Source organism: Bifidobacterium sp. FKU (assembly GCF_026016385.1).
Taxonomy (GTDB): Bacteria; Actinomycetota; Actinomycetes; order Actinomycetales; family Bifidobacteriaceae; genus Bifidobacterium; species Bifidobacterium infantis.
The window spans coordinates 790,178-813,046 of sequence record NZ_CP092888.1; the positions used below are offsets into that span (position 1 = coordinate 790,178).

At 60.0% G+C, this 22,869-nt stretch carries 16 protein-coding genes, 3 pseudogenes and 1 CRISPR repeat array; of the genes and pseudogenes, 13 read left to right on the forward strand and 6 right to left on the reverse strand.

Going from position 1 to position 22,869, the window contains the following annotated elements; translation table 11 throughout:
* The first annotated feature begins 31 nt into the window (after positions 1-31).
* The 5 genes from cas7e to cas2e all read left to right on the forward strand — a co-directional run bounded on the left by cas7e (position 32) and on the right by cas2e (position 4,138).
* A complete protein-coding gene (gene cas7e, locus MMB48_RS03545) occupies positions 32-1,210 on the forward strand; it encodes a type I-E CRISPR-associated protein Cas7/Cse4/CasC (RefSeq protein ID WP_050496285.1) in 1,179 nt (392 codons plus the stop codon).
* A 7-nt stretch (positions 1,211-1,217) separates the two neighbouring features.
* Entirely contained in the window at positions 1,218-2,018 is an 801-nt protein-coding gene (gene cas5e / locus MMB48_RS03550; RefSeq protein ID WP_050496284.1) for a type I-E CRISPR-associated protein Cas5/CasD, read from the forward strand.
* Positions 2,015-2,698 carry a type I-E CRISPR-associated protein Cas6/Cse3/CasE gene (gene cas6e, locus MMB48_RS03555; protein ID WP_032744690.1) on the forward strand — a complete coding sequence of 228 codons (684 nt, stop codon included), beginning with the start codon at positions 2,015-2,017 and terminating at the stop codon, positions 2,696-2,698. The genes cas5e and cas6e overlap by 4 nt, the downstream gene beginning before the upstream one ends.
* Positions 2,695-3,708: a type I-E CRISPR-associated endonuclease Cas1e gene (gene cas1e, locus MMB48_RS03560; protein WP_029680365.1), complete on the forward strand. Its 1,014-nt coding sequence runs from the start codon at positions 2,695-2,697 to the stop codon at positions 3,706-3,708. The genes cas6e and cas1e overlap by 4 nt, the downstream gene beginning before the upstream one ends.
* 67 nt (positions 3,709-3,775) lie before the next feature.
* A complete protein-coding gene (gene cas2e, locus MMB48_RS03565) occupies positions 3,776-4,138 on the forward strand; it encodes a type I-E CRISPR-associated endoribonuclease Cas2e (RefSeq protein ID WP_080651407.1) in 363 nt (120 codons plus the stop codon).
* Positions 4,139-4,233: 95 nt separating this feature from the next.
* Positions 4,234-8,410: direct repeats of the CRISPR family, unit length 29 nt; unit sequence GTTTGCCCCGCACGCGCGGGGATGATCCG.
* A gap of 125 nt (positions 8,411-8,535) precedes the next feature.
* Here cas2e and istB (MMB48_RS03570) read toward each other — a convergent pair.
* From istB (MMB48_RS03570) to istA (MMB48_RS03590), 5 genes and pseudogenes are all read right to left on the reverse strand, one after another.
* Positions 8,536-9,290: pseudogene (gene istB, locus MMB48_RS03570) on the reverse strand (IS21-like element helper ATPase IstB).
* Positions 9,287-9,739 (reverse strand): annotated as a pseudogene (locus MMB48_RS03575) (IS21 family transposase); the annotation flags it as partial. The pseudogenes istB (MMB48_RS03570) and MMB48_RS03575, both read right to left, overlap by 4 nt.
* 128 nt (positions 9,740-9,867) lie before the next feature.
* The gene (istB, locus tag MMB48_RS03580) at positions 9,868-10,647 is read right to left on the reverse strand and encodes an IS21-like element helper ATPase IstB (protein WP_032744686.1); all 780 of its coding nucleotides are present in this window, start codon (positions 10,645-10,647) and stop codon (positions 9,868-9,870) included.
* Positions 10,644-12,122, reverse strand: a complete 1,479-nt coding sequence (gene istA / locus MMB48_RS03585; RefSeq protein ID WP_032744684.1) for an IS21 family transposase — start codon at positions 12,120-12,122, stop codon at positions 10,644-10,646. Before istA (MMB48_RS03585) ends, istB (MMB48_RS03580) begins: the two co-directional genes overlap by 4 nt.
* 226 nt (positions 12,123-12,348) lie before the next feature.
* Positions 12,349-13,302, reverse strand: a pseudogene (gene istA / locus MMB48_RS03590) (IS21 family transposase); the annotation flags it as partial.
* A 155-nt stretch (positions 13,303-13,457) separates the two neighbouring features.
* Between istA (MMB48_RS03590) and MMB48_RS11670 the strand changes: the two are divergent.
* From MMB48_RS11670 to MMB48_RS03625, 8 genes are all read left to right on the forward strand, one after another.
* The gene (locus tag MMB48_RS11670; RefSeq protein WP_136527117.1) at positions 13,458-13,586 is read left to right on the forward strand and encodes an IS3 family transposase; all 129 of its coding nucleotides are present in this window, start codon (positions 13,458-13,460) and stop codon (positions 13,584-13,586) included.
* A 457-nt stretch (positions 13,587-14,043) separates the two neighbouring features.
* A complete protein-coding gene (locus tag MMB48_RS03595) occupies positions 14,044-15,579 on the forward strand; it encodes an ABC transporter substrate-binding protein (protein ID WP_032744683.1) in 1,536 nt (511 codons plus the stop codon).
* Positions 15,580-15,649: 70 nt separating this feature from the next.
* Positions 15,650-16,600, forward strand: a complete 951-nt coding sequence (locus MMB48_RS03600) for an ABC transporter permease (protein ID WP_050496283.1) — start codon at positions 15,650-15,652, stop codon at positions 16,598-16,600.
* On the forward strand, positions 16,593-17,414 hold the full coding sequence (locus tag MMB48_RS03605; RefSeq protein WP_050496282.1) for an ABC transporter permease: 822 nt from the start codon (positions 16,593-16,595) through the stop codon (positions 17,412-17,414). The genes MMB48_RS03600 and MMB48_RS03605 overlap by 8 nt, the downstream gene beginning before the upstream one ends.
* On the forward strand, positions 17,411-18,346 hold the full coding sequence (locus tag MMB48_RS03610; RefSeq protein ID WP_050496281.1) for an ABC transporter ATP-binding protein: 936 nt from the start codon (positions 17,411-17,413) through the stop codon (positions 18,344-18,346). Before MMB48_RS03605 ends, MMB48_RS03610 begins: the two co-directional genes overlap by 4 nt.
* On the forward strand, positions 18,339-19,196 hold the full coding sequence (locus MMB48_RS03615) for an ABC transporter ATP-binding protein (RefSeq protein WP_050496280.1): 858 nt from the start codon (positions 18,339-18,341) through the stop codon (positions 19,194-19,196). Before MMB48_RS03610 ends, MMB48_RS03615 begins: the two co-directional genes overlap by 8 nt.
* A gap of 25 nt (positions 19,197-19,221) precedes the next feature.
* A complete protein-coding gene (locus tag MMB48_RS03620) occupies positions 19,222-21,555 on the forward strand; it encodes a family 1 glycosylhydrolase (protein ID WP_136527115.1) in 2,334 nt (777 codons plus the stop codon).
* A gap of 166 nt (positions 21,556-21,721) precedes the next feature.
* A complete protein-coding gene (locus tag MMB48_RS03625) occupies positions 21,722-22,336 on the forward strand; it encodes a TetR/AcrR family transcriptional regulator (protein ID WP_050496231.1) in 615 nt (204 codons plus the stop codon).
* A 183-nt stretch (positions 22,337-22,519) separates the two neighbouring features.
* On the opposite strand, the gene MMB48_RS03630 is transcribed toward MMB48_RS03625, so the two are convergent.
* The gene (locus MMB48_RS03630) at positions 22,520-22,687 is read right to left on the reverse strand and encodes an IS3 family transposase (RefSeq protein ID WP_230581205.1); all 168 of its coding nucleotides are present in this window, start codon (positions 22,685-22,687) and stop codon (positions 22,520-22,522) included.
* Between the last annotated feature and the right edge of the window lie 182 nt (positions 22,688-22,869).

Sequence of the window (22,869 nt, forward strand, 5' to 3'; positions counted from 1 at the left end):
TGCCGTCGTTTCCGGAAAGGAATAAGACATCATGTCAACTATCAACCGCACCATCATCGAAATCCACGCGCTGGAGACCACCGCCGCCGGCAACCTCAACCGTGATGATACAGGCAGCCCTAAAACCGTGGAATACGGTGGAACGACCCGAGCTAGGGTGTCCAGTCAAGCTTGGAAGCGTCCGACACGCGAACTGTTCAAGGAATTGGTCGATCCAAATGATCTGGGAATACGCACCAAGCGTGTCGTGGAGGAACTGACAGGTCGCATCCTCGAATGCCGCGGAGATCTGAGTGAGGAGCAAGCAACCATGCTCGCCGAAACCGTATTACAAGGTGGTGCTGGTATCAAGCTGGAAAAACCACGTAAGAAGAAAGCTGACAAAATCGATGATGATGATCGTGTCAAGCAGTCTCAGTATCTGCTGTTCTTGGGCAATCGTCAATATGATCAGTTGGCAGATCTTGCCATCGAGGCGACTGACACTGATGATCCGATTAAAAAAATTAAAGGTGACAAGAAGCGCATCAAGCAGATCGTATCCAACGACCGCTCTATTGATGTGACGTTGTTCGGCCGCATGGTTGCCGATGACACGGATCTGAATGTGGATGCCTGTGCTCAGGTGGCGCATGCGATCAGCGTGCAAACGGTCGAGCCTGAATCTGATTTCTTCACCGCAGTGGACGATAATCAGCGCAACGGGGGAGAAGATGAGGCGGGTGATGTCGGAGCAGCCATGATGGGACAGGTTGAATTCAACGCCGCCACTTTCTATAGGTACGCGAATGTAGACGCCAACCGGCTGCAGGATCGGCTGGGCGATGTCAATGCCACGGCAAAGGCAGTCTCCGCATTTGTGCAAGCATTCCTGACCAGTGTGCCGCAGGGCAAGATTAATACGTTTGGACAGAATGTTCTGCCGGACCTCATTGTGGTCAACTTGCGTGATACGCAGGCAGTAAACATGGTTGGTGCTTTTGAGCGGCCTGTCGCACCGGATTATGTGCAGCATGCGACCGAAGCTTTAGTGCGGCGCCAGCAGGATCTGGACAGGGCCTATGACATCGCACCGGTGAAGACTTGGGTTGTGCGTATCGGCGACGACACCGTGGCTGCGGATGCTTTGGTCGACGGCAAAACCACGTCGCTGCGTGACATGGTCGTCGACATCGAACGGACTATCGCGAATCGTCTGACTCAGGAGTGAATGAGTCATGCCAGTTTTACTGATGCGATTGGCTGCCCCCATGCAGTCGTGGGGGTCACGAAGCCGGTTCACTCGGCGCGAAACCGAGGCATGGCCCACCAAAAGCGGCGTCATCGGCATAGTTGCTGCAGCGCTGGGAGTCGGGCGTGACGAATCGCTTGAACGGTTCGACGGGCTACGGTTCGGTGTGCGCGTCGACCAGCCGGGCACCATCATGAGCGATTATCAGACGGCCCGTACCGATGAGGGGGACATGCTTCCGCTATCGCGCAGATACTACCTGCAGGATGCGGTGTTCCTCGCCGGGCTAGAAAGCACCGATTGTGCCGAGCTTGAACAATACCGGTCTGCACTGGTGACTCCATACTACCAACTATTCCTCGGCAGGAGATCGTGTCCGCCAGACGGTCCTGTGCATGCGTGGATATCGGACGCCGGGTTAGAGGATGCGCTGCGGCAGGCTCCATGGCAAGCCACGGAACGATACCAGTATCGGGTGATGCATGGATTGACCTTCGACAAGCCGGACTTCTTGCCCATCATCGTGGAACCATTGCCCGGGGAGGGAAGTCAGCTGGGATTCGTGGATGAGCTTATGGATGAGCCGGTGAGTTTCAGCCAGCAGAAACGGCTGTGGAAGCCGCGGCGATACATGCGACTCGATGATGGAGCGTCGCCTCGCCCTACTGTTCCCGAACTAGGGCCCGCGGATGGCGACGATACGTGTCCGAGTGAATCCGAGTCGGTGCTCGATGACGACGCATTCTTCGATGCGGTGGCAAATGCAGAAGAGGAAGAGGAGCGATGACAATATTCACCAGAGCCATGATTGACCCGAGGCATCGTCTTGCGATGCGAGCGTTGGCGTCACTGGAGAGGATGCACGCTATCATTGCTAGGGCTACCGATGGTGATACCGACTTATCCCGAGTATTGTGGCGGCTTGACCCGGGACGTACCAGGCAACCGAGTCGACTGTATATCGTCTCCCCGAATGTCCCGGATGCGGAAATTCTGCGTCAGGAACTTGGAGTTGGAACTGCCGATATTTCGACATGCTCATATGAACCGTTCCTGTCGAGATTGGAATGCGGGCAGGAATGGGGATTCCGTCTTAAGGCGAATCCGACACATTCCGAGCCGTCCGGAGAGCCGGGTAAACGCGGCAAGCGCACGGGCATCATCAGGGTCGAAGAACAGCAAGAATGGTTGTTCCATCAGGCTCGGCGTGCCGGATTCCATATGCCGATCAATAGGCTTGAGCTACCTGAGGTATTAGTTAGACATTCGGTTCAGGAGAAGTTCAGACGTAAGGGCTCGACAGTTACATTGACTTCGGCCACCTATGATGGCGTACTGGTTGTGGATGATCCGGACTTGCTTCGACGGTCGTTGATCGAGGGGATCGGACGTGCTAAAGGCTATGGATTCGGTCTTTTGACATTGATGCCCTTGGCTGACGATCATCGCAAGGAGCCTCGGTCATGAGCGGCATACCTGGTGTTCGACCACCTGAGTTGCAGTCGTTGCTCCGCGTGCAAGATCGTTTGACATTTCTGTACGCGGAGCATTGTGTAGTCAATCGTGCCGACAATGCTGTGACAATAACTGATGCACGAGGAACGGTGCATGTGCCCGCCGCGACGTTGAGCGTACTGATGCTAGGACCAGGTAGCAACATTACTTATGCCGCTATTTGTCTGTTGGCCGAGTCGAGATCCACATGCATATGGGTGGGAGAGCATGGTGTTCGCTACTACTGTCACGGGGCCTCTCTCGCGCAATCCACGAGATTGTTGGAAGCGCAGGCCAAGTTGGTGTCTTCCGAGCGCACCCGTGTGAAAGTGGCTCGGAAGATGTATGCGATGCGGTTTCCCGATGAATCAACTGATGGTCTTACCATGCAACAACTACTTGGTAAAGAGGGAACACGAGTTCGCCGAGCGTATGAGCGAGAATCAAAACGTACCGGGGTTATATGGTCAGGGCGATCGTACAAAGTCACGGATTTCGATGATGCGGATGAGGTGAATCGTGCGTTGTCTGCCGCTAATACGTCTCTGTACGGTGTGGTGCATGCAGTTATCGTTGCTCTTGGGTGTTCTCCTGGATTGGGGTTCGTTCACGCAAGAAATGAGCGAAGTTTTGTCTATGACATTGCAGATTTGTACAAAGTGGATATCACGATTCCTCTGGCATTTGATTTAGTGGCACAGCAAGTTGATGATGTATCCGTCGCGGCTCGTCGAGGCATACGAGACAGAATGAAAGATGGGAAATTTATGCAACGTTGTGTGAAGGATATACGTTCGTTGTTATTGACTCCAGATGAGGCCGAATCGGATTCTCCGGAAGTTGAAGATATTACGACGCAGTTGTGGGCTGGGGCTTCGGGATATAGAGCGAGCGGCAAAAATTACTCAGTCGAATCGGACATGTTCATCAATGATGATGAGGATTTGCATGTAGATTTTGACGTGGAAGATGGCGAATTCTAGTGCGGACGATATGCCAGTATAAGATATAGGGCAATCGAGCAAACAAGCAGAAGCATAGGGGCTCATAATGATTGTTATCGTACTTACAGTGTCCCCTCCGAAGCTGCGTGGACACTTAACGCGTTGGCTGTTTGAGATATCCCCTGGTGTCTATGTAGGCAAAGCTTCTGCTCGTGTTCGGGAGCTGCTGTGGCAGCAGATATTGGAGAATATCAGCGAAGGGCGTGCCGTCATGGTGTACTCTTCCAATAACGAACAAGGTTTGGACTTCAGAACACATGGGCAAGAATGGGAGCCAGTGGATTATGATGGATTAAAGCTGATTATGCGACCAAACTCAAGTCAAAAGCAGAAGCGTAATGGAGTTTTGAAAACCAAGAAAAAGACTGGTTGGAGTAGTGCCTCTCGATATAGGCGTTTTGGCCGATGACTGGAAGCAGGAACAATAGCACGAAGATTGGAGCCACTGTGCGAATCCAATTATTGAGGGTCCAGCGCTCAAGAGTTTTCGCATAAAATCGGACTGTTTGCCCCGCACGCGCGGGGATGATCCGTCTCCGAGCACCTGCTGGGTCACCTCCAGTTCGTTTGCCCCGCACGCGCGGGGATGATCCGGCCGCGCAGGTCTACCACCTGATCAAGGAAAAGTTTGCCCCGCACGCGCGGGGATGATCCGGACGGCGTGTGGGGCACGTTCAACGTTCGCGGGTTTGCCCCGCACGCGCGGGGATGATCCGAACGCGGCAAAACAGAAAGCAACAGAAACGATGTTTGCCCCGCACGCGCGGGGATGATCCGGCCATCGATAAGGCCCTGACACAAGTGCAAGGGTTTGCCCCGCACGCGCGGGGATGATCCGGCATCGGCATCGCCCAATGGAGTTTCAGCCGCGTTTGCCCCGCACGCGCGGGGATGATCCGGAGCCCGCGTGGTAGCCGCGCACGTAGAAGTTGTTTGCCCCGCACGCGCGGGGATGATCCGATGTTCGTCCACCTTGTCGGAGGTCTGCATGGGTTTGCCCCGCACGCGCGGGGATGATCCGGCGCGCGCCGCCAGTCTTGACGGGATGTATTAGTTTGCCCCGCACGCGCGGGGATGATCCGGGGCCGCCATCAACAGCGGCGACCGATACGCGGTTTGCCCCGCACGCGCGGGGATGATCCGCACAGACACCATAAAATCATCAGACGTAACAGGTTTGCCCCGCACGCGCGGGGATGATCCGTACGGGCCAGATCGGACGCCCCGCCATATGACGTTTGCCCCGCACGCGCGGGGATGATCCGAAGCGTAACAGGCAGAGGCATGTGAAAGCCCGGTTTGCCCCGCACGCGCGGGGATGATCCGTCGAAGGCTCGGCATGGTATGACGCATGGGTCGTTTGCCCCGCACGCGCGGGGATGATCCGGTCGCCTGGCTTGTGGCCATGCTGCTGGTGCCGTTTGCCCCGCACGCGCGGGGATGATCCGCCGTCTCGCATGTCCAGTGGCGTGGCGTCATTGTTTGCCCCGCACGCGCGGGGATGATCCGGAATGACCATGGACGATATCACATGGATAGGTGTTTGCCCCGCACGCGCGGGGATGATCCGGACAAGGTACGCGAACTTATGGCCAAGCCCCTGTTTGCCCCGCACGCGCGGGGATGATCCGAAGCCCCATTGGCCGTCAGGTTGGATGTAGCTGTTTGCCCCGCACGCGCGGGGATGATCCGTACAGGTTGTCGCCCTGCCAGAGTATCCATGCGTTTGCCCCGCACGCGCGGGGATGATCCGACCATGGGAAAAATTTCACACAGGGCACACCCGTTTGCCCCGCACGCGCGGGGATGATCCGAACGGCAGCCAGCTGAGGCCGGGCGGCGCGACGTTTGCCCCGCACGCGCGGGGATGATCCGACACGATGCCATGATGGACGTTCCCTCCTTCCGTTTGCCCCGCACGCGCGGGGATGATCCTGCGTCCTGGCTTTTGATTGCCTTGATGTCGTCGTTTGCCCCGCACGCGCGGGGATGATCCGGCGTGGAGCTGGTGGGCTTTGCGCTGGCTCCAGTTTGCCCCGCACGCGCGGGGATGATCCGTCGATTCGATGGCCCGACCGTCAGGCAAGTCGGTTTGCCCCGCACGCGCGGGGATGATCCGATATCCAGTCGGACAATCTCACCATCCGGGAAGTTTGCCCCGCACGCGCGGGGATGATCCGATGGCGAACAGATTGCCAAAAGCGTGCGCCAGGTTTGCCCCGCACGCGCGGGGATGATCCTGTGGCCGCACTGTCATTGGAGATGGTCGTATCGTTTGCCCCGCACGCGCGGGGATGATCCGACCGTCTCCAAGCCGGTGTCCGGCGTCGCCGGGTTTGCCCCGCACGCGCGGGGATGATCCGGCCGACGAGGCGGTCGCCAAGGGCGAGCAGATGTTTGCCCCGCACGCGCGGGGATGATCCGGGCGAAACCCCAATGGACGCAACGGTTGAGAGGTTTGCCCCGCACGCGCGGGGATGATCCGTTCGTGTACTCGCAGTCGCGCATAACGATGGTGTTTGCCCCGCACGCGCGGGGATGATCCGAGGGGCCGTGAAATCAGCCGCAACATGGCGTCGTTTGCCCCGCACGCGCGGGGATGATCCGGCCGGAAGCGCCGCGAACCCCGCCACCCCGAGGTTTGCCCCGCACGCGCGGGGATGATCCGTATCTGTGCCGTGTCTCCGACTGCGTGTTCGAGTTTGCCCCGCACGCGCGGGGATGATCCGTCGGAGGCCCCGCCGTCGCGGGGGCTCACGTCGTTTGCCCCGCACGCGCGGGGATGATCCGCCACTACAGTGGAACAGACTGCCAATGGCCTTGTTTGCCCCGCACGCGCGGGGATGATCCGACTTTTGGTAAATGATTGGTTGACTATGGTCGGTTTGCCCCGCACGCGCGGGGATGATCCGGTATCCCGCTGTTGCGGAATATCGACATCATGGTTTGCCCCGCACGCGCGGGGATGATCCGCGCCTTTGCGAATGTCGTAGACATGAGCGGCCGTTTGCCCCGCACGCGCGGGGATGATCCGGCCATGACCTAGATGACCGAGACGATACCCGTGTTTGCCCCGCACGCGCGGGGATGATCCGGGGCACCAAACCCGCGACCCGCGATCCGAGGGGTTTGCCCCGCACGCGCGGGGATGATCCGTGCGAGGAGCTTTGGCTTCGAGCAGTTCGACTGTTTGCCCCGCACGCGCGGGGATGATCCGTGCAGCATGGACATGTACGGCATGAGTATACAGTTTGCCCCGCACGCGCGGGGATGATCCGGCATGTACGACAAAGCCATCGACATCGACTGCGTTTGCCCCGCACGCGCGGGGATGATCCGGACGGGTCCCCGAACGATGTGATCGGCGAAACGTTTGCCCCGCACGCGCGGGGATGATCCGACCTCGGTGCGGTACGCGGCTTCGGTCATGCCGTTTGCCCCGCACGCGCGGGGATGATCCGGCCAAGGCCGACTATGATGCCAAGCTCGCCGAGTTTGCCCCGCACGCGCGGGGATGATCCGTCTTCACGCGGCAACGCGCAAGGTTGGAGCGTGTTTGCCCCGCACGCGCGGGGATGATCCGCCTGCGCCACTCTGACGCATTGGCACATAGATGTTTGCCCCGCACGCGCGGGGATGATCCGCGGGTGCCGTCCCACGTCAGCACCTCGACCACGTTTGCCCCGCACGCGCGGGGATGATCCGGGTGGATGATGCAGACGTACACGTATGCCTCCGTTTGCCCCGCACGCGCGGGGATGATCCGGGCGTGGCCGCGGTGCGGTTCGTCGTCGACGGGTTTGCCCCGCACGCGCGGGGATGATCCGCAGATCGACAAGCTGCGCGACGAGGTGAAGGAGTTTGCCCCGCACGCGCGGGGATGATCCGGCGTTGGCGTCGGCGGATGTCGCCAATTCGAAGTTTGCCCCGCACGCGCGGGGATGATCCGTCTTCAAACCCGCGATCTCATGCTGCAGTATCGTTTGCCCCGCACGCGCGGGGATGATCCGGAACCAGACCCGATACTCGACGACCCGGAGGAGTTTGCCCCGCACGCGCGGGGATGATCCGGACGGCATGGAGATGCGCCCACTGGATAACGTGTTTGCCCCGCACGCGCGGGGATGATCCGTAGGCGACCGCACCCTGCGAGAGCTTCGACTGGTTTGCCCCGCACGCGCGGTGATGATCCGCGGTCAAGGTGCTGGACGGGCGTCCGAACGGAGTTTGCCCCGCACGCGCGGGGATGATCCGACGCCGCCTTCCGGGATTTCGAACCTGTCGGAGTTTGCCCCGCACGCGTGGGAATGATCCGGCATACCGGTTCGGCTCCGACGACGGCGAGACGTTTGCCCCGCACGCGCGGGGATGATCCGCCGGCATCCGACTGGACCACCGACGCGGAGAGGTTTGCCCCGCACGCGCGGGGATGATCCGTACACAGGCACGCGCATGAGATCTCCCACCACGTTTGCCCCGCACGCGCGGGGATGATCCGGATGTAGATGCGGTCTGATGCTGTGAGCTTGAGTTTGCCCCGCACGCGCGGGGATGATCCGGACGGCAAGGTCATCGACACCGAACGGAACGAGTTTGCCCCGCACGCGCGGGGATGATCCGGACGCGCCGTTCCTGACGCCCAGATTCAGTCCGTTTGCCCCGCACGCGCGGGGATGATCCGTCGGTTATCTTCGTGGCCGACCTGTCCGCGTCGTTTGCCCCTGTATTTAGTCAAGTCGGTGTTTTGGGTTTGGTCATGTAGTTTTTTCGGGTTTGGTCATGGGGCGTGCCGGCCGGGTTGGTTGGTTATTGGGGTTGGTTTTTGCCGAACATGAGCGCCTCGCCGATGCGGTGGCTGGGCCGGTGAATTCGATGAGCCGTCCGTGGTGGACGATGCGGTCGATGATCGCGGCGGCGAGTTTGTCGTCGGCGAAGACCGTGCCCCATTTGCTGAACTCGATGTTCGTGGTGAAGATGATGCTGCGTCTCTCGTACGAGCTGGCGATGACTTGGTAGAGCAGGCGGGCGCCGTCGATGTCGAAGGGCACGTAGCCGAATTCGTCGAGGATGAGCAGGTCGGCTTTGGAGATGTCCTTGAGCAGGTTGTCGAGGTCGCCGTCGCGTTTGGCCTTGCCCAGTTGGAGCATGAGGCCGGCGGTGGGAAGAAACCTGACGTCCATGCCCTTGTCGACGGCGAGCATGCCCAGCGCGGTGGCCAGGTGGGTCTTGCCGCGTCCGGTCTTTCCATAGAAGACCAGGTCCTGGGCATGCCGGGCGAAGTCGAGGGAGAGCATCTCGTCCCTGGTGTAGCCGTCGGGCAGCCTCACGTCGGAGAAGTCGTAGCCGTCGAGGCCTTTGGGCACGGGGAACTTGGCGCGTCTCATGAGCCTGGCGCGTTTCGCGGTCTCGCGGTTGTCGAGCTCGTTCCGGAAGAGCCGGTCGGCGGCCTCGGCCTGCCTGGGCGTGGCCCATGACAGGAAGTCGTCCATCGTGGCTTGGGAGATGAACAGGCGGCGCGCCTTGGCGCGCAGTCGCCCGGGGTCGGTGCGTTGCGTGCTCATGCGGCCTGCCCGTCCGTGGCGAACGCCCGGTCGTATTCGCCTAGGTCGACGGGTTCGTCGTAGTCGACGCCCTTGGTGCCGGAGGCGAGCCTGGCGGCGGCGAGTTCGACGCTGGCCCGGTCGAGTGTGCCGGTCGTCTCGAGGATCCGCGGCATCGCGGGCACGGCGTTGGCCCAGCCGCTTTCGCGATCGGCGTGCTTGAGGGTGTGCAGGCTTTCCCTGAGGGTGGCCCTGTCCTGACGGTCGAGCCATTCGCGCAACGGGTCGGGCAAGGCCTCGCGGACCTGGCTGTTGGGCCATGCGTTGGGCTTGTTGCAAAGCGCCTCGAGCTGGCGCGAGGGATCGTCGCTGCTGGTGGGGGCCTGACCGTACGCGCGCTCATGCACGGCGATGCGCCTGCCCTTCGCGTTGAGGACCTCGACCTCGAGGGCGCGGAAGCCGACGATGACCTCACATCCCGCGTTGGTGTGTTTTGTCAAATTGAAGTAGTCCAGAATGGCGTGTCAATCCAGTCCGAAAAAGCGGCGGGTTTCAGTCCAGTTGAGCGGAAAGACCCGCCGCCATTATTGTTTGGTTTCTATCCCATCAGGGCGTGGGTGCGCCTGTACGACTCGCCCTCGAACCTGATCATCCTGCCGTGATGCACCGTCCTGTCCACTATCGCGGTGGCCATGTTCGGGTCGCCGAACACGCGTCCCCAGCCACTGAACTCGATGTTCGTGGTGTAGATCACGCTCTGTCGCTCGTACGCGTTGGTCACGACCTGGAACAGGAGCCTGGAGCCCTCCTCGTCGACCGGCACGTAGCCAAGCTCGTCGATCACGAGGAGCCGCGCCTTGGATATCAATGCGAGCTCCCGGTCGAGCCTGCCCTCGGCCGACGCGCGCAGCAGCCGCATGACCAGTCCGGCCGCGGTGAAGAACCTCGTCGGCTGGCCCTCGACGCACGCCTTACGGGCCAGCGCGACCGCGAGATGCGTCTTGCCTGTCCCGGGCGGGCCGAACAGCACCACGTCCTCGCTGTTGGCGACGAAGTCCAACGATTCCAACGCCTCGCGCCCGTAGTCGACGGGGAAGCGGACCGGCGTCCAGTCGTAGCCGTCGAGTTCCTTGACGCCCGGCAGTCCGGCCTGTTTGAGCAGACGCGCGCGTTTCGACCGTTCCCTCGACGCCAGCTCCTCGTTCATCCACGAGAGCATGAACTCCATCTGGGCCGGGGTCGCGGTCTCCAGGCTGTCCGCGAGCACCTGCCTGGTCAGGGGCAGGCTCCTGGCGAGTTCCATGATCTCGTCCATCATCCTGCCCGTGGACGCGCGTCTGCGTCTGGTGTCGGCCATGGTCCGCGACGGCCTCGTCATGACTCCGTCCCCTTCCCGTCGGGGTTGTTGAACGCGTCGTATACGGCGAGCCTGCCGGCCCCGTCGTCCGGGTCGGGCGGGTCGCCCTGCGCGATCCGTCTGGCCAGTGCGAGCAGGCTGGCCTCGTCGGGCGCCCTGCCGCCCTCCACGATCGCGGCCATGGCGAGGACCGCGTTCCCGAAGCCGCTCGCCACGCCGGCCCTGTGCAGGAGCGTCAGCTCGCGTCGTCTTGATCCGGGGTCCAACGCGTCGAGACGCAGCACGAGCCCGTCCGGAAGCTCGCCGCGCAGGGGCGACTCGCCCCACGCGTTGGGTTTCCTGGCCAGCGCGGGCAGCAGCGTGGCGGGGTTCCTGACCGTCCGCCCGCCATCGCCGTAGGAGCGGGGAAGAGTGTTCACGTGCCTGCCGTCGGCGGTGCGGATCTCCACCTCGAACGCGCGCAGGCCCGCGAGCAGCGTCCAGCCGCGCCATGACGGGCCCGCGAGGTAACGGACCGAGCCGATCTGGATGTTGCCCTCCTTGTCGGCCTTGCGCTCGACCCATTCGACCGCGTCGAAACGTGCGCGCGGCAGCGGCTGCATCTCCCCGCGGTCCTCGTCGAACAGCTCGCGTACCGGCCTGCCGGAACGGTAGTGGTCCACGTCCGCGATCGCGTCGCACCTCGACAGCAGATGCCTCGTCAGCTGCCTGTGACTCTCCGCGTTGGGCTTGGGAACCATGAGGTTGCGGCGCAGGAAGCCGACCGCGTTCTCGACGGATCCCTTCTCGTTGCCGGAATACGGGTTGCAGAACCTCGTCTCGAGCCGGTAGTGGTCGCAGAACATGGCGAACACGCGCACCACTGTCACCTTGTTCCACGCGACGCGGTGGCCCGCACCGGTGGCGTTGTCGAGCACCAGCACGCGGGGAACCATGCCGATGTGGTCGAAGATCTGGGCCAGCCCCTCGCACACGCATTCCGCGTTCTCGCCCGGCATCGCGGCCACGTACCGCATGTTCGAGTGCGGGAACGTGGCGACCAGGCAGTGCACCTTGACGTCGCCCCCGCCGATCGTGGCGACGGCCTCGCCGAAATCGACCTGCATGACGCCGGCGCTCCAGTCGAGCTCGAGATAGCCGTCGCCGTCGGACCGATGCTCCTCGCGCCACCTCTTCACGTAGCGCTGCACCGACGAGTACGAGCCCTCGAAGCCCTCCTCCTCGACGAGCCTGGCGTACACGCGTCTGGCGGTATGGCGCTGCTTGCGGGGCATGAGCCTGTCCGCGAACAGCCACGAATCCACCGTGCCGGAATACGCGTCGATCAGGGAACGCCGTCCCTTCCTGACCGCGGGTTTCGGCGAGCAGTCCTCCATGGTCGCGTATTTCCTGACGGTATCCCTCGACACGCCAAGCCGTCTGGCGATTTCGCGCCATGACACGCCCTGGGCGTCGAGAATCCTGATACGTTGTTGTATCGACACCGGTTTCGTCATTCCTTTCCTTTCCCGAGTGGCCCTGTCGGCCGGATGTGTTTCAACTCGGGAAAATAGCCGGGTTATGGCGGGCCGGTGCCCTTCATCTCGCCATTTCGGTGAAACGGACTAATTCCTACCGCTTTTTCGGACTGAATAGTTACGCTGCATCGGCCTAACTTCTATTGAACAGACACACGTTGGCCGGATCGGTGGAATACCGGTGTTTCCCCTCGACGGTGACTCTGCCGTACTTGTCGGCCCTCATGCGTTCCCACCTGACCACGTCGAACGGTTTCGCAGGCAAGGGAAGCAAGGCCTTGCGATCCGCGTCGAACAGGTCGGCCTCCCTCTCGCCCTTGAGGTAATGCTCCTTGTCCGCCAGCTCGAGGCACCTGCCGGGCAGCCTGGAGTCGAACCCCTCGATGCTCCAGACCGAGGGTCGCGGCACGAACAGCTTGCGCCGCACGGCGCCGACCCTGGCCTCGACGGCGCCCTTCTCGTGGCCCGAATACGGGTCGCGGAACGCGAACGAGAACCCATAGTGCGCCTGGAACGCCTGGAACAGGCGGGCCGGACGCACCTGCTCGAACCGTTGCTTGCGGCCCACGCCCGCGGCGTTGTCGAACACGATGCGCTCGGGCACGCCGCCGAGCCATCCGAACAGGTCCTTGAGCGCCCGGCACGTGCACTCCGCGTTCTCGCCGGGCATCAACTGGCTCGGCGACACGTTCGAATACGGGAAATCAAGCACGAAATGATGCATACGTTCCAACCTGCCGCGCCAATACACGTCGACCTCGCCGAAATCGGCCTGGGCCTCGCCGGAATGCCACACTAGGTCGAGGTGCCCCGACTCGCGTTCCGCGGCGAACTCGCGCCGAAGGCGGGCCGCCATCCTGGTCACGGTCGACAGCGACACCTCCGCGCCCTTCTCGTCGCGCAGCCGCTCCCACACGCGCGTCGCGGTATGCCGCTGCTTATGCCATGTCTCGCGGTCCTCGGCGAGCCACTGCTCGATCGCCGGCACGTACTCGTCGATCGCTGACGCGCGCCGCTTCCTCACGGGAGGCTTGGGCGACAGGTCGCCGGCCTCCAGATATTTGCGCACGGTCGGCTCGCCCGCCCCGACCTTCCTGGCTATCGACGCGATGGACTCGGCGTTCCTTCTCAACTGGCGAATAGACTGAATCCCGGGCATGCTGATCATTTGCCTTTCCGGCCTCCTTGAACGATAACGAAGCACCTTCAAGATAAGGCCCGCGGGTGGTTGGCATGCTCCATGCCCAGACCCGAAAAAAGTAAGTGACTAAAACCTCAAAATCCTATTGAACATAAACAGCGGTGGTCGAGTCCATGAACCGGCCGCTGGAGAAGGGGCTCGTCTGCCGTACCCGCTATACCAGAGTCGACCGGCTACGCGCTGAGTTGAACGACTGCGTGTATTGGTTCAATAACCAACGGCTTCATTCCATGTTCGGGTAGTTAAGTCCTGGCGAGTTCACGAGGCAAGGGTTAATCTTCTAAAACACTGTCCAACACACTATCGTCAATCCATCAACAACACGGCCACGAAAGGCCGCTCAAACCCTCAGACGTTACAGCCACCACTAGAACCGCCGTTTGGCAAGGACGGGCGAAGCAAAATTAGATACGGCACGGGCGTCATCGGGCGACGGCATGAGCTCGGTCTTTGTGACATGATTGACGGTGACGAAAGTAATGATGAGTCCAATAGAACGTCACCATCTCAACGCGCGCTCAATTTCACTTGCCGGAGTACAGCGAGCAAGAACTGATTGGATCCCGGGCCTGTCAAAGATGATTGGCGTGCGACGTGCACACAGTTCACGCATTGTTGGTTTTTGTTAAACTTAGTGATAGCTAAGTATTAAGTTGCGGCGCTCATACTAATCGTGTGAACAAGAAGACATCACTTACTGTGGCTGCCATTGCGGCTGTCGGTTGCATTCTCTCTCTCATCTCTGGCTGCGGCGGCATCTCCGCTGGAGCTTCTTCCATAGACAATTCTTCCTCCATCCAATCCGGCAAAGCCGCGGAAGGCGGGACCCTCACCATCGGCCTCGACCGCGAAGTCCAGACCCTTGATATAGCAAGCTCCATCACAACGCAGCAGCCGCTTCTGATCCTGTCCACCGCTGTCTACGAACCATTGATGAAGCCGGGGGCAGCTGGCAATGTAGAACCTGACATGGCGCAATCCCTCATCTCGAACGATGACGCCTCGCAATGGACACTGAAGCTGCGTGACGGGTTGAAGTTCTCCGACGGATCCAGTCTGAAGGCCCAGCAGGTCGTGGATCATGTCAAGCGTCTCGCCGACCCGGAGACCAAATCGTCGGCCATGGCCCAGGCGGCGTTAATTTCCAATATGGAGACTCCAGACGATCTGACCGTGGTATTCACTTTGAAGACCCCGAATGCCGATTTCCCGTCGCAGCTCGTCCGCCAGCTCGGCATGATTGAATCCACCACAGCAAGGGATGATTTCGGATTCCCAATCGGTGCCGGCCCCTACAAGGTCACCGGATTCACCGCGGGCAGTGAGGTTACGCTCGCGCGCAACGACAACTATTGGGGAGACAAGCCGAAGCTCGATAAGGTTGTTTACAAGATGGTTCCCGACGCCGACTCCCGCTATCAGAGTTTGAAATCGGGCGACCTCGACCTGATGTGGACCGAGGTGGCCTCACAGTTCCAAGACGCCGCATCCAACCAGAATCTCGCTACGGTTACCGCGCCGGCCTCCATGAGCATGATCATGCTCAACACCAAGGATCCTGCGCTGCAGGATGTCAAGGTCCGTAAGGCGCTCGCGCGGGCGATTGACCGCAACGCATTGAATAAGGCCGTCAACCTCGGCGAAGGCAAGATTGTGGATAATCCCTATGCGCTGCTCACCAGCGTGGCGCCCAAGGATTCAGGATACCCCGAATATGATCTCGAAGCCGCAAAGAAGGTTCTCGATGGCAAGGGCATTAAGCTGACATTGTCCTGCGAGAACCGCGCAGACACCGTGCAACGCGCAACCGCTCTCAAGGACATGTTGGGCAAGGCCGGGGTGGATGTGACCGTCAACCCAGTCGAGTCGGCGAACTACACGGCGACCATTATGAAAGGGGACTATCAGATGGCCGATTTCATGACATCGATCCTCTCCGATCCGTCTGGCGCCTCCTACCTCTTCCTCTCGAAGGGCCCGTACAACTTCACCGGCTACAAGAACGGCGCAGTTGACAAGGCCATCTCCGACGCAATGACGAAGAGCGATCTGAAGAGCCGCGCAGATGACTTCAGCACCGTCTCCAAGGAGCTCGCAAAGGATCTGCCGGTCCTGTGGACCACGGCCATGAACTCCGGTTTCATCATGAACAAGAAAGTCGTTGGATTCCCCGACATCTCCAAGAATACGCTCATCCAGGTTCAGGTGGGCCAGCTCGCCTTGGCGCAGAACTGAGCGATTATCAATCAGGTGGGGTGTCCATCGGAGTGCCCCACTCATGGTTTTCCAGAGTAGGGAAGAAACAATGTTGAAAAGCATGTCCATCCGACTAGCGCGATCGGTCTGCGTGCTGTTTGTGGTCATCGTGGCGGTCAATCATCTGACGATGCTCCTGCCTGGGGACGCGACGTCGCTGCTGCTGAGTCAGGATGCGACTGCCGAGCAGCGCGCAGAGCTCGCACGGACGCTCGGATTGGATAAAAACGAATGGCAGCGTCTGGCCGATTGGATTGGCGGCATCTTCCAAGGTGATTGGGGTGTTTCGTTTTTAAGCAACCGTCCGGTGCTCGCCGAAATCACTTCCCGTTTGCCCGTCACATTGGAGGTGGTGATGCTCGGCCAATCGGTCGCCGTGGCACTGGCGTTGGCGATCGCCATGATAGGGGTGTGCCATGTCAACGGCGTAGCCGACCGCGTCCTGTCCGGACTCTCGTTCCTCATGCTGTCGATGCCGTCGTTCGTCATCGGCCTGTTGCTCATCTACCTGTTCGCAGTGACTTTCAGGATCCTGCCTGCGATCGGTTATGTTCCGTTCGGACAAGATCCGGCAGAAAACCTCAAAACGATGATCATGCCGGCGCTCACCATCGGATTGTGTGACGCGGCCGTCTATGCCCGCACCCTTCGTTCCTCGATCATCTCCACATTGTCGCAACCCTACATGGACGCCGCTCGTGCGAGGGGCGCAAGCCTCTACAAGGCGTTGTGGGCTCGGGCCCTTCGACCCGCAAGCCCTGCCGCAGTCGCGCTCATCGGCATGAACATCGGCGTAAGCATGGGCGGCTCGCTGATAGTGGAGAACATTTTCGGCATCCCCGGGATCGGCCGTCTCTCCGTCACCGCGTTACAAGGCAGGGACATCCCGATGCTCCAGGGCATAGTTGTGTTCGCGACGTTGTGTGTGCTCGCGATGAGCATCGTCGTCGACCTTGTTTCCTACCTGCTGAACCCGAAAGGATCGTACGGACGTGAATAACATCTGGAGACGGGCATGCTCACGTCTGACCGGCATACGTCTTGTCGCAGTCATATGGTTAGTTGCCCTGATTACAGGCGTGGCGCTGACGCTGGTTTTGCGGCTTGACCCATATTCAAACGACTACTCAGCAATTAGCCAGATGCCAAGTCTGACCCATCCGTTCGGCACTGATGGCCTTGGCCGCGATGTGTTCACGAGAACGATGCGAGGTGCGATTATCAGTGCTACAGTCGGTCTTGTCGCAATTCTCATCGGAGCTATCTGCGGACTTGTCTTGGGCATGCTCGCCGGGTATGTGGGTGGCATGGCCGACACCATCGTGGGATTCGTATGCGATGTGGCTTTTGCGGTTCCGCCGCTGCTCATCATCTCGACCATCGTTTCGTTGCGCGGTCCTGGTATTGGCGGCATTGCCTGTTCAATCGGCATATTTTCCATACCGATGTTCACGCGCATGGCACACGCCTCGACCTTGCAGATCGCGGCGGAAAACTATGTTCTCGCCGCCCGTCTGCAAGGAGCCGGATTGCCTCGATTGCTCATTCGGGAAATCCTGCCCGGAGTGCTTCCCCAGATCAGTGTCTACGCGTTCACCGCCCTTGCCCGGGCGATCGTCACCGAGGGATCCTTGAGCTTCCTCGGGCTCGGCCTACGCCCGCCCATCCCCTCGTGGGGCGGGTTAATCGCGGAGGGTCGCACCCAACTGGGCATGGCACCATGGGTCACGATTCTCCCAATGATGGTGCTGTGTCTGACGGTGTTCTCCATCAACACTCTTAAGGAATGTTTCGACGTGAAGGAGGGACAATGACATTCCGCATCGATTCTCCACAGTCGGAAAACCCCGGGACCGGAGACATCCCCGTAGTTGAAACAAGAGGACTGAGCGTGACGTTCCATACCACACATGGGGATGTGCAAGCAGTTCGCGGCGTTGACCTGACCATTCGCAGGGGCGAGGTGTGCGGGCTTGTCGGCGAATCCGGAGCCGGCAAAAGTGCCCTGATGCGCACCATTGCCGACATCCAACCCTATGGCACACACTGCACGGTGGAAGGTGAAATGTTCATCGACGGCGTCGATTTCCGCGCATTAAAGCCCAGGGAACGCAGACGTTTCGTCAGCGACAAGGTGGGGCTCATCTTTCAGGATCCGCTGCGTTCGCTTAATCCGTCCTATCGCATTGGAGCACAGCTTACCGAGAGTCTGACCAACGCCGCGGACCGTCTCTCCAGGGCCGACCGTCGTGAACGGGGACTGCGGATGCTGAAGGCCACCGGCTTCAACAATCCGAAAGATGTCTGGTCCCGTTTCCCGTCCCAATTGTCCGGAGGTCAGCGGCAGCGCATTGGCATAGGCGCCGCGGCAATTGCCCGTCCGCCACTGCTTATCGGTGATGAGCCGACGACGGCGCTAGACACGACTGTCCAGCGGCAGGTGCTCGACGTGCTCGATGATATTCGCGCCAAGTCGAACTCCGCGTTCCTGCTGGTTACCCACGACATCGACGTTGCGGCGGAACGCTGCGATACAATCGCGGTGATGAGACATGGTGTGATTGTCGAGACCGGTCCGGTCGAACAGATCATCGAACATCCTCGGAATCCATACACGCGCGCCTTGCTAGCATGCAAGCCCAAGCTCGACGGTCCACAGCTCAGAAGGCTTCCAACCGTGGATATGGAAATGAAAACCGCCGACGGCGGAGAATCGAAGAGCAGTGGAGGAGAGAGTCATGACTGACATCCCCTCATCCCAATCCCCCGGACTAAATGACAGCACCGAACTGCGCGTGGAGCGACTGACCTGTTCGTACGGGCATCACACGGTGGTGCATGACGTTACGCTCGAAGTGCCCCGCGGCACATGCGCCGCATTGGTCGGGGAATCCGGTGCGGGAAAGTCCACAATCGCACGGGTCATCACCGGGATGCAGAAACCAGACTCCGGCAGGGTGTTCGTGGCGGGACGCGACATTGCCCAGAACCGTCAGATCAGCGTAAGCCGCCATGGCGAGGATCTGGGCCCCCGCTGGGCGAGACGACCAGCCGTGCAGATGATATTCCAGGACCCAATCTCCTCGCTCAATCCGGCGCGCGCATTGGTGGACATCGTTGCGGAACCCTACGAAATCAACTCGGACATGCCGTGTGACGAGCGCAGGCGCCGCGCCCATACGCTTCTGGAACAGGTCGGCATCGACGCGGATACCTACGCTGATGCTCGGCCCGGAGAGATATCCGGCGGGCAGGCCCAGCGTGTGGCCATCGCAAGAGTCATCGCAGGTGCCCCCGACCTGCTCATATGTGATGAACCCGTCTCATCGCTTGACGTATCAGTGCAGGCTATGGTACTCAACCTGTTCGCGGACCTACGTGACAAAGAAGGTATGAGCATGCTGTTCATCTCCCATGACCTGTCAGTGGTGCGAATGATTTCCGACACAGTAGCCGTGCTCGACGAGGGCACGATTGTCGAGCATGGAGACACCGAGGACGTCATCCACCATCCCCGGCACCCGTACACCCAACGGCTGATAGCCTCCGTGCCGTCTTGGATGCACAGCCGACATAATCCCAACAATTACGCATAAGCTGCAGCGAAGAAATGGAACAATCATGAACGACACCAACAACGACAACTTACGGTTCCCCGAAGGATTCCTTTGGGGAACCAGCAACGCTGCATATCAGATCGAAGGCGCATGGGACGCGGATGGCAAAGCCCCATCGATATGGGACATAGCCATCCATTCAGGACAACTGCCCGTGCCGGAAGGCAGTGACCTGTCCGTAGCATCGGACGAATACCATCGACTCAGTGAGGATCTCGACTTGCTAGGGGAAATCGGCGCACCCGTCCACAGATTCTCCGTCTCTTGGCCCCGCATCATCATCGATGACCAGAAGACCACCAATCCCGCCGGACTTGACTACTACGACAGGCTCGTTGACGGTCTTCTCGAACGTGGTATCAGGCCTGCAGCATGCCTCTATCACTGGGACACTCCGCAATGGCTGGAGGATCGCTACGGCGGCTGGATGGGACGTGAATCCGTCGATTGGTTCACGGATTTCACCCACATCATGGCGCAGCGACTCGGCGACCGCGTCGACCAGTGGTACACCATGAACGAACCATCTCATCCGGCCTTGGCGGGATATGTAGCCGGCATGTTCCCTCCCATGCGTCAGGAAGGCGAACGAGGTTTCGATGCGGTGCACAATATCCTGCTCGCACATGGCATGTCGGTGCGTGCATTACGTGAGGAAAACGTCAAAGGGTCTATCGGTGTCATCCTTGCCGTCATTGGCATGCAGCCGGCCACATCTAATCCCGATGATATCGCCGCCGCCGACCGTGCCTCGTATGGTATCGACCGCATGATGCTCGACCCGCTATTGGGCCGAGGGCACGTGCCAACGGTACGTCGTCAGGTCGAGGAGGACGGTGCGTGCCGAGACAACGACATGGAGATCATCTCGGAGCCCTTGGATGTCTTGGGAGTGAATTGGTATTCCTCACTCAACGTCGCTAGCACGGAGAGGGCATCTAAATTCTATGATGCAGCCGGAGTTGGTGAGCATGCTGCGGGACTGCGCCAGTTCGGCGGCATCGCCGCCGGAGAAGACAGCGCCGTTGTCCCTGCTCCGGGACACCGTTGGTGGGATGACCATGGGTTCAGACAGGACACTCCGGGAGGACTCAAGCGCACGCTCGAATGGGTGCACCGCGAATACCCGGATCATCCGAGAATCATCGTCACCGAGAATGGGCGTGGAATGGAACATCGAACCGGAGCGGCACACGCCACGGGCCATGACGGAGGCGGATTCTATGATGGCGTCCACGATCTCACACGCATCGCCTACCTGACCCGCAGCATCCAGGATTTGCGGGATATCATCGCCGGAGGCATCGATGTCGGCGGATACTACATCTGGTCTTCCATCGACAACATCCAATGGATGAATGGTTTCCGCGAACGATTCGGCTTGGTCCATGTCAACGCCGACAGCTTGGAACGCGAACGTAAGGACTCCTTCTTCTGGTTCTCCAAGGTCGTAGAAAGCAACGGTGCGTGCGTACCGTCCTCGGAAGAAGCCGGGAACAATGTCGCCGCTCCATCTGATGGGGACGCGGCAGGTATCGTGATTCACGGGGTGCCGAATGCGCGCGGAATTGGCGGTTTGATGACGGTCGATGGGCATCACCGTCTGCGCAATGGCCTGTTCCTGCGCTCGGCGGGGCTGAATTTCATGACCCCGGAAGGCAGGAACGACCTGCAGCGACTCGGCGTGCGCACCATCGTGGACCTGCGAGATTCATGGGAAGTGACTCGCTGGCCCTACGAGGTCGATGGAATCGAAGTGCTCCGGATACCCCTGCTTGCAGGTTCCAATCCATCGGATGGATCCACCAGCGACTTCATCTTTTCCGTGGCGGCGGCAAGACTCAGCGGCGCAAACGGTGAGCAGACCTCACGAATGGGACATGAAATCCTGAAAGCAACTTATCGGAACATCGTGGATAATTCCGGCTCGTCCATAGCGTACATCCTCACGCTTCTAGCCGAAGGAAACGGACCGATGCTCATCCACTGCACCGCGGGAAAGGACAGAACCGGCATAGTCGCGGCGGTCTTGGAAGCAATCCTCGGCGTGGATGACGAATCCATTGTGTCATCTTATGCACAGTCGGCTGGTAATCTTGGAGAAGCGTTCCGCAAGGCCATATCCTCCGGAATGCTTGATATTCCGAATGACACGACGTCCGATGGCGGCGTCGGGGCACTAGCCGGCATACTCGCATCTCCGGCCTCGCTTATGCGTGAAATGCTTGGAAGGATACGATCAAAGCATTGCACCGTGGCGCAGTATTGTCTCGACAACGGTATGACAAAGGAGCATTTGGAACAGTTACGCTCCATGTTCCTCGAGCCGATCGACTGATTCAAAGGAAGTGGGTGCATCGGGATGAGAATGGGTTTCGAACGAACCACAGAAGTCTACAATGGCTCACATGAGCTCCGACCAGAATCCTGCATCATCTCGTCCCGACACACCCTTGATAAACGCATCCCGCACAATCCACCGCCGCAACATCAAAGGGGAACGCATGAGGCAAGCTATCCTCAACGCGGCAACTAGCCTGTTCGCAGCGCATGGCTACAACTACGTCCGTATCGCCGATATAGCAAAACAAGTCGGTATTAGCGACGCCGGAGTACTACACCATTTCCCTAGTAAAGCGGACCTGTTCCTCGCCGTCGTGCGATTGCGCGAAGCAGACTACCGCACAGACATCTTCGAGGCGGATACCGTGCGGGAAATGATTGACCGAATCATCGACAGTGTTCGCACCGCTTCAAGGCATCCTGACCTGCTGCGATTCCGAGCTATGCTCACCAGCGCCGCAATGACCGCAGACACGCCAGCTCAGAATCATCTTGAAACAAACCTCGGTATCATGCTTAACGCCATGGAGAAAGTCATCGCGCAGGGCATCCGTGCTGGAGAGATCCGCAGTGACACTGATGCCCGGCATGCTTCGCTCGCACTGCTCGCCATTAACGAAGGTGTACGAAACCAGTGGGCTCTTCACCCTGATCTTGTTGACTACGTCGCAACGTTCACCAGCAGTGTTAACGTGATTTACCGCGGTATTGCAGCTAATCCTTTGCCTAGTCGATTCAAGGAGAGTGGACTGACTCCCTCCACGAATGGCATATGACCACAGCCAACATCGTGGTCTCATGATTCCGTACATCCGCTTCTTCTTTGATTTGTCGAAAAACAACTCTCAAGAAGAAGTTATCGCATGCCGTAGTGTGATAGGCCTGATTTTTGTTCCACCCTTACAGTGAGGCGGCTGCGCCGTCTGGTAGGGGGGCTGCGGACGTTTTCTTGGAGATGATCACGCAGCCGTTCCTTGGCTTTGTCTGTATTGTACCGGGCTCATCCAACCGGGCGACCGTTTGATGCGCCCGTGGTCGTGCCAACGGATGTACTCGTCGATCAGGGCAAGCACCTCGTCGCGGGCACGCTCCTCCCAATGCCCGGGATAGACGGATTCCGTCTTCATCCGTCCGAAGAAGCCCCCGCGGCGGCGTTGTCCGGGGAACAGCCTCTGGCGCCCGTCGACCGCGCTGGGCCGTACCGTTCCATGAGCGCCGGCCATCCGGGCCACCGGCAGTGGTGGCCGCGGTCGGAACGCACCAGGGGATGCGTTCCCTCCGGCAGCGTCTCCGCGGCTGTGCCGTGTTT